This window comes from Candidatus Hydrogenedentota bacterium, assembly GCA_012523015.1.
Lineage (GTDB): Bacteria > Hydrogenedentota > Hydrogenedentia > Hydrogenedentales > CAITNO01 > JAAYBJ01.
In genome coordinates this window covers 1-7,684 of the sequence record JAAYJI010000263.1, presented here as the reverse complement: position 1 = coordinate 7,684, position 7,684 = coordinate 1, and the positions used below count along the sequence as shown (strand labels likewise).

The 7,684-nt window shown below is 47.3% G+C and carries 9 protein-coding genes; 3 read left to right on the top strand and 6 right to left on the bottom strand.

Annotated elements, in window-relative coordinates:
* From GX117_11750 to ugpC, 3 genes are all read left to right on the top strand, one after another.
* A partial coding sequence (locus GX117_11750; GenBank protein NLO34002.1) for a hypothetical protein occupies nt 1-1,113 on the top strand: 1,113 nt, incomplete at its 5' end.
* A 108-nt stretch (nt 1,114-1,221) separates the two neighbouring features.
* Nucleotides 1,222-2,349: a D-alanyl-D-alanine carboxypeptidase gene (locus tag GX117_11745; GenBank protein ID NLO34001.1), complete on the top strand. Its 1,128-nt coding sequence runs from the start codon at nt 1,222-1,224 to the stop codon at nt 2,347-2,349.
* Nucleotides 2,350-2,400: 51 nt separating this feature from the next.
* Nucleotides 2,401-3,501: a sn-glycerol-3-phosphate ABC transporter ATP-binding protein UgpC gene (ugpC, locus tag GX117_11740; GenBank protein ID NLO34000.1), complete on the top strand. Its 1,101-nt coding sequence runs from the start codon at nt 2,401-2,403 to the stop codon at nt 3,499-3,501.
* Between the two features lie 17 nt (nt 3,502-3,518).
* On the opposite strand, the gene GX117_11735 is transcribed toward ugpC, so the two are convergent.
* The 6 genes from GX117_11735 to GX117_11710 form a co-directional block, all read right to left on the bottom strand.
* Nucleotides 3,519-3,992: an acyloxyacyl hydrolase gene (locus GX117_11735; GenBank protein NLO33999.1), complete on the bottom strand. Its 474-nt coding sequence runs from the start codon at nt 3,990-3,992 to the stop codon at nt 3,519-3,521.
* A 343-nt stretch (nt 3,993-4,335) separates the two neighbouring features.
* Nucleotides 4,336-5,526, bottom strand: coding sequence for a type II secretion system F family protein (locus tag GX117_11730; GenBank protein NLO33998.1), 1,191 nt, complete (start codon nt 5,524-5,526; stop codon nt 4,336-4,338).
* Between the two features lie 61 nt (nt 5,527-5,587).
* Complete coding sequence (locus GX117_11725) at nt 5,588-6,175, bottom strand: hypothetical protein (GenBank protein ID NLO33997.1); 588 nt, start codon at nt 6,173-6,175, stop codon at nt 5,588-5,590.
* A 39-nt stretch (nt 6,176-6,214) separates the two neighbouring features.
* Nucleotides 6,215-6,643 (bottom strand): hypothetical protein, encoded by a 429-nt coding sequence (locus GX117_11720; protein ID NLO33996.1) that lies wholly within the window; start codon nt 6,641-6,643, stop codon nt 6,215-6,217.
* 17 nt (nt 6,644-6,660) lie between these two features.
* Entirely contained in the window at nt 6,661-6,846 is a 186-nt protein-coding gene (locus GX117_11715) for a prepilin-type N-terminal cleavage/methylation domain-containing protein (protein ID NLO33995.1), read from the bottom strand.
* Nucleotides 6,843-7,406: a type II secretion system protein gene (locus GX117_11710; GenBank protein ID NLO33994.1), complete on the bottom strand. Its 564-nt coding sequence runs from the start codon at nt 7,404-7,406 to the stop codon at nt 6,843-6,845. The genes GX117_11715 and GX117_11710 overlap by 4 nt, the downstream gene beginning before the upstream one ends.
* Nucleotides 7,407-7,684: the final 278 nt, after the last annotated feature.

Genomic DNA, 7,684 nt, shown 5'->3' with positions numbered 1-7,684 from the left:
GTAATGTTTACCGAGAATGAAGGCTCGATATCCTTAAGCGTTAGGAAAGAAACGCCCTCTTCGCCGAGCCTGTCGGTCAGTGACACAGGAATTGGTTTTGACCCTGCGTATCATCAAAAGATTTTAACACGCTTTTTCCAGGTCGACAGTACCAAAACCCGAAAGCATCAAGGGGCGGGTATCGGTCTGTCCATTGCACAAAATGTTGTTCAAGCCCATGGCGGGACGATCGATGTCTTAAGTAAATTGGGTGAAGGTTCCACCTTCAAAATTAATTTGCCCGAGACGCTGTTTTCCGCCGATGTAGATGCGGGCTTGACGGAAAATCTCCAATCCATTCATGTGCTTATCATTGAAGCCAGCGAAGAGCGGCGTCAAGCTTTACGTTCCTTTTCACCCTTAGATAAATGCACCGTTTCCTTCGCGCAAAACGGCTACATGGCGGCACGCTCCATAGAGGATGATATCCCCGATATCATTATTATCAATGATATGCCGGCAGATGATGCGGGAGAGGCATCCTTGCGGTTTCTGCGCCAACAAGGCGACATGGCGTATGTGCCCGCCATCATTTTGTCTCATGAAAGTACGGACTTATTGAAGTCCCATCTTGGTCATGATGAACTAACGCGATTTCTGTTCAAGCCCTTTTCTGCCCTTGCCTTGGTGCAGCTGATCCGAAAAATTATTGTGGGTGGTATTGATACGGCGAGCGATGATATCCAAGACTTATATGAAATGCCGACATCAAAAGATTTTATCGTCGTCCTTGATCAAGATCCCGGTTTCCTTGAATGGATCGAAAGTGCCTTAAAGTTTCGCGGTATAGACAGCTACTGTACCTCTTCTGCCACGGATCTGTTTTCCCATGGCGCTCTTTTAGGGTCGCCTTTGGCCGTATTTATCGATGCCGACGTATCCGCTGAAGATTTAAAAAGATTGCAAAATACACTGCTTGGTAATCCTGTCACGGCGAAGAAACCAACCTTTCTTTTGACAAATATGGCGTCTGCCGAAGCGTTAGACCAAAACAAAGCGGATGGTATATTACATAAACCTTTTCCCATAAGCGACATGATGGATATTATCCAAAAGTTACGGGGCGATTCGTAATGAAAATAACGCGCTCTTCAAAATGGTTTCCATTTGATTTTATAGGATCGGTTCTCTCCTTTGATTTATAAACGATATTTCAAAACATTAAGGATTAATGATTTAAAAATGCGTATTGTTCTTTCTCTTTCTTTAAGCCTATTCCTACTGTACCAAAGCCCCGTCCTTGCAGATGAGGCGCTGCCTGTCAGTTATATTTGTCTCGAAACGGAAACGGGACAGATTCTTATGGAATCAAACGCGGATATCCAAAGACCGCCTGCAAGCATGTTGAAAATGATGTTGATGCTCTTGGTGGAAGAAGGGCTTCAAAGGGGCGACTGGACTTATGATCAGGAGCTTACGGTGTCCAAACTTGCGCAGAGTATGGGCGGTACCCAAGCCTATCTAAAAGCAGGCGATGTATACTCTCTCGAATATAATTTGACGGCTCTTGCCGTATTGTCGGCCAATGATGCGGCTGTCGTCATTGCCGAAGGATTGTGGGACAGCGTCGAAGATTGCCTGCTTGCCATGAATAACCGAGCTGCTGAACTGGGCATGACACAGACTCACTTTTATTCGGTGAATGGGCTCCCCCCTGCCGACAAGGTGAGTTTTGACCAAACCTCAGCGCGTGATATGGCGGTTTTAGGTCTGGCACTGATCGAACATCCCGACATTTTGAAATTCACCAGTCAAAAAGAATTTGTGGTACGCCCGGGTACAGAAGCGCGATCCAACACGAACAAACTGTTGAGCACCCTGCCCGGTTGCGATGGATTGAAAACAGGCTATATCCGAGCCGCAGGTTTTTGTCTAACTGCTACGGCGGTACAAAATGATATTCGATTGCTCGCCGTTGTGATGGGCAGCGACAGACAAGGCAGATTTACCCATACCCAAAGCCTTCTTGAAGAGGCTTTTCAAATGGTGCAACGGGTTAAACCGGTTCAAGCCGGTATGGTTATTGGTAAGGCCATTCCTGTCGATAAAAGCATGGATGAAGAGGTTCAGCTTATTGCGCGGGATACAATCGAGACGATCATTCGCACTGATCAGATGGATCGCCTGGCTTTGGAGATAACTGCGCCGAAAAATCTCACGGCTCCCGTCGAGGCAGGAATGGTGTGCGGGCAAGTACGCCTGATGCTTGATGACCATGATTTGGGTGTCAGTACGCTCATTACGGAGCGGGCTGTTGAAAAGGCGCGATTAACAGATTATAGTGTCGGTTGTATGGGACGTAAAGAATAATCTCTTAAGGATTGATATTCCGGTCAAATCTTATGGAAGCAAACACCCCTTATGGCTCGTGTCGTACTCAATAATGTCAGCAAAGTTTTTCCGGGCAATATTCACGCCCTAAAGAATATAAATCTTAGCATCGAAGATGGTGAGTTTGTTGTCTTGGTTGGACCGTCCGGGTGCGGGAAATCGACGGCATTGCGGATTATTGCCGGACTTGATGCCTGTACGGGCGGCGAAATCTTGATTGATGACAAAGCCGTCAACGAGGTGCCTCCCAAAAACAGGGATATTGCCATGGTTTTCCAAAACTATGCCTTATATCCCCATATGACCGTTTATAAAAATATGGCATTTGGCTTGATGCTGCGCAAATATGCCCGTCAAGAAATTGAACAGCGGGTTCATTCCGTTGCGGAACGTTTGGGTATCACGGAGCTGTTGCAGCGAAAGCCCCGAGAGTTGTCAGGGGGTCAACGGCAGCGCGTTGCAGTAGGTCGCGCTATTGTTCGGCAGCCCAAAGTCTTTTTGTTTGATGAGCCCCTATCCAACCTTGACGCCAAACTACGGGTTCAAATGCGCTCTGAAATTACGGGGCTTCATGCTTCGTTAAAATCGACTATGATCTATGTGACCCATGATCAGGTGGAAGCGATGACCATGGGTGATCGTATTGTGGTGATGCGCGATGGAGAGATACAGCAAATAGCGGCCCCTTTGGAGTTGTATCAAGCGCCGGCCAATGTTTTTGTCGGCACCTTTATCGGCACGCCTCAGATGAATATTCTTGAGGGATCTGTGGAAGGTAATGAGACGGGGCTGTATTTTTGTGCTTCCGGCACTACAACACGGCTCAAAATACCGGAGTCGAAGAAAGCTGCTTTGGAAGTCTATGGAACCCAAAAGATACTGTTAGGTATTCGGCCCGAACAGCTGCGATGTGTATCCCTTCCCCACGATGGACAGCAGATTTGCGGAACAGTGGAAATGATTGAGCTGACCGGCGCGGAAGCGCACCTGTACCTGAAGGTAAACGATGCTGTTCTCGCGGCCCGCGTTAATCCAACCATTTCCGTGAATCGGGGCGACAAACAATGTTTGCTGGTGGATATGGAAGCCTGCTCTTATTTCGATTCAACAACGACATGTGCCATTGCATGAATGATTCTGATTAGACATTAGAAGGTGTAGCCAAATCCTAGTATAATACAATCAGCTCCTGAATTATGGCTGTCAAGTCCGGCATTTGAAATATGTTCATATCTTATGACGGTATGCCAGTTTTTCGAAAACCTATAGCCCACACCGACACCGGTCAAAAAATTAATGTTGGATCCATTGCCTTTGATCTGATTTTTATGAGCGAGGGCATGAACATTGGCTTCTGCAAAAAGGCCGCGATATACGGATGGCTTCGCATAAAGCCGAAGACCTAAACCGGCGCCGCCGCCATAAACGGTGGAGCCAACATCTTGCCAATATACAAATACGGGCAACATACGTAATCCTACCGTGAGACGCGGGAGGGTTGGAATTTCATATTCAAGAGACCCTTTCAAAAGAACGTCGCCACCGCGATCGCGTGAACCTGTAGAAATCCCGGGACCTCCTGAAAGCTCAAGCTGCCATCGACCTTCATCCCAACCTGCCATCGCTGTTGCAGGGAGCAGGATTAAGAGACAACAACCGATCAAGATACTATGTGACAAACGCATAAGACAACTACTCCAACCATGATTACATCGTACAGCTCATTTTTACATCGCACAGGCACCTGTGCAAAGATGCTCAACACGATTTATCTCAGAAGATTCTTAGATTGTATATTATCGTTAAGCCTGCTGCAAAATTGTACTTGATTAAAATAAAAGGTATAGGAAAACCCTTTTATTTATAGGGTGATTTGTGGGGGAGCACCACACCCCGCCAGCTGTGCCGCGCTGTGGCTCAGGGCAGCATATCCATACCGAGATGGCAAAATTGGATATCTGTTTCTTATAGACCGCTGGCTGCGCCGAGTTGATCAATCATGGAAATCATGGGCAGGAACAAAGACACAAATAAAATGAGTACGACAGTTCCAATGATCAAGGTGAAAACAGGCTGTAAGGCTTCTGCCAATCCACCAATTGCCAAGCGCACTTCTTCTTCGTAGACATCGGCGATTTGTTCGGCAACTTGATCGACACGCCCCGATTCTTCACCGGTCACAAACATGTCCACGATAACCGGCGGCAGCACACCCGAGGCGCGCATAGGCTCTTCCAGACCGCCTCCTTTTTCAACATTACTGCGCATAGCACTTAAGGATTCAGCAACTGCACGATTGTGTATGGCGTCTTTGGTCAGATCTAAGGTGGACAGTAGCGACAATCCGCTGCGCAAGAGAAGACCCATGGTACGGCACATCTCTGTAATGGCATTCTTATGTATGATCGTGCCTATAATGGGCAGTTTCAATTTAAGATAATCGATGGCAAGCCGCCGTTTTATATCCCGTACAAACCAGAATTGGTAGAGGGCTGCCAATAACGCTAAGAGGGCTAGAGGCGTCCACCACCACGAGCGGATAGCCGCTGATACCTCTATGAGCAAGCGTGTGTTTCGGGGGATATCCATATTGGAGCGCATGAAAAATTCTGCGAAGACAGGAACAACGAAGGAAGTGATCACAAACAACGCTACAATGGTGGCGACAATGAGTAACACGGGATAAATCATGGCGCCGCGAACGCGTTTGCGTAGTGTTTCCCGTGTCGCACGGTATTCGGTGATTCGTTTCAAAACAATCGCTAAGGTACCGCTCGCCTCGCTGGCACGAATCAAATTCACGAAGACCGAGTCGAAATAATAGGGATGTCGATCAAAAGCCTGCCACAGAGCGTTTCCGCCTTCAACGTATTGGGCAATGTCCTGGAATAGATTTTTGGTTGCGGCCCGTTCGCTGCGCATGGCTAAGGATTTCAAGGCGCGCAAAATAGAAACGCCCGATTCCAAGAGCATGATCAATTGCCGTAAAAACAAGGTAATATCGTTATATCGCACACTTCCGGGGGCGAAAAGCTTTGGTTTCGGCGATAGATGCGCGTGATTTCGATTCTCTTCCGTTCGCTCCGCGATAGAATTGAGTGTAACGCGTTTCATCCGGCCTAAAACACCTTGAGATTTTTCCGGGGTGTTCTCCATAAATATCAACTCCTTATCTGTCGACGATACAAAGGCTTTTTGCTGTTTCTTTTCAAATGCTTCACTCGGGTTTGAGAGTCCTGTAAGAGAGCGTTTGGCATCCTTGTTCATCCACCAGAACTACCGATTCTACAGCGTATTTTCCTAAAACGCGCATTTCAACCCTATCGGCGCGTCTAATTGTACTTTCACTGACTAGGCAATACACCTTTTCGCCCTCGGGCCACGGCAATGCATTATTGAAATACGTGTGCCATGCCTTTTCATCCATTGCAGTTATGTTTGTGTTGGCCTCGGCAACGTGCGTATCAATAACAGTAGGCCCTTTTTTAGCGTTTCCCGCTGCGCCGCGATAGACACGGTATGAAAAAGCGCGATCCGGATCGGGAAGTGTTCCCTGCTGTATTTTGTCGAAAAGGTAGCCTTCCGCACTTTCTAATCCCGCAATGGCATAATGACGGGCTTGCGTTTTATAAATGAGGCGTTTTCCATCTTCCAGTTCCAAAGACATGTAACGGATATAGGTAACGCCGAGCAATGAAAAGAGACTGAGAAAAGAAAGGGCAATAAAAAGAGCTGCGCCCGATCTACGGTAGTGAAGGGCCGCGACAGGCGGCACGCCACACGCTTTTTCTGTTGCTAGGTCCATGGTGGACGCTTTCACTATAAAGGTTTGATCAGGCATAGATTAATTCACATATATGGGAAAGGTCGATATGCGCGACAGATGCTTATCCACCCGTGCGCCTTCCATAAGGGACAGGCTGACTTGCAGCATTAAGGGTGAGGATGCTTCCTCCCAGCTATCTCGCCATTCGGTGCCGTCGCTATATTCAATATGGATTCCCGTCACTGCAGGGAAAAGATCAGCAGCTGTTTCTTCGTCGGGGGCAGCGCTCAATAGGCGGGTGTAGCGCACCAGTGTCGCTTCGCCTTGCTCTCTTTCAATGGCATAGCGAACCAAATATGTTTCCGAGCGTTGCGTTGCAGGATTATTATAGGCGACGGGGAAAGCAATACGATCATCTTCAAACCGTAGCCGCCAAAAATTTTCTGTATCTTCATAGAAGAGATGCTGACCCTTCAGTGCGGCTCCCGAGATTTTTGAGGAAACCATGTTTTCGAAATCTGATGTCATGACCTCAAAGACCAAGGAGGCTGGTGATTTAAGCGTTGCGTGACTAAAACATCGCCCCAATATCGGGTAAGTTTAAAGAAGGCGGTGGCGCCAATCGTGGATACCAAAGACAAGAGACTTACGGCCAACAACAATTCAAATAAGGTAAAGGCTCGGTTTATTTTCGGGAGTGTAGCAGTCATAAGGGCGTCTCTCCCACTGCTTCAAGTGCGTTATTGACGGGGTGAATTCGATGGGCGCCAACGGCAGAGGTTAGTGCGCACTCATGGGCTCTGCCTTGTGAACGCCAAGAGACCGTTACCGTCACTTCATAACTAGCCGCATCTTTTGATAAAAGACGACCCCACACAGAACAATTGAATTTATTGTATAAGCCCAGATTACGTTCATGAGCATGGCGCGATACTAAATCTGCGGTGGGAACAGGCGGTATTTTACTGCGCAATACGCCGGAGTTATCCGGGACGATCGGAAATAAACCTAAGTCGTTGGTTCGCTCATTCTCCCAAGAAAAAGAATCGGGACAGGTCACGAGCAAATTCAAAACATTCTCCCCCACCTCCATAGCGATGCTATTGTCTCGCTCTTCAGCTGCCAAGCGAACCGCAATGAGGAAGAGGGAAATGAATATGCTAAAAGCAAGAGATACAATTGAAAGAGCGACGATAATTTCAACCAACGTAAAACCGCTCTTAACCTTTTTGTATCTGCCCAATTTTTTGAACTGCATAGCTGTTATCATACAACTGGATTCCGAAAAGGAAGGGCTCTGTAAAGTCTCCACAACCTAAGGGCGTACTACCCCGATAGAACTTATTATACAAGCACTTCTATCAGATTCAAAATTGCTCAGCCCCGTGTATTGGAGACTAGAGAATTATCTCATGATTGTATGCGGCTATTACGCAAAAAGCACCCCATCGTTTTATTGAGCGTTGATACGAAAAAATGGCCGAAATACACTTTCGCTTGTTTCGAATCGGAAAATTAGTAACCATCGTGGGTTCGGGTAGAATCATG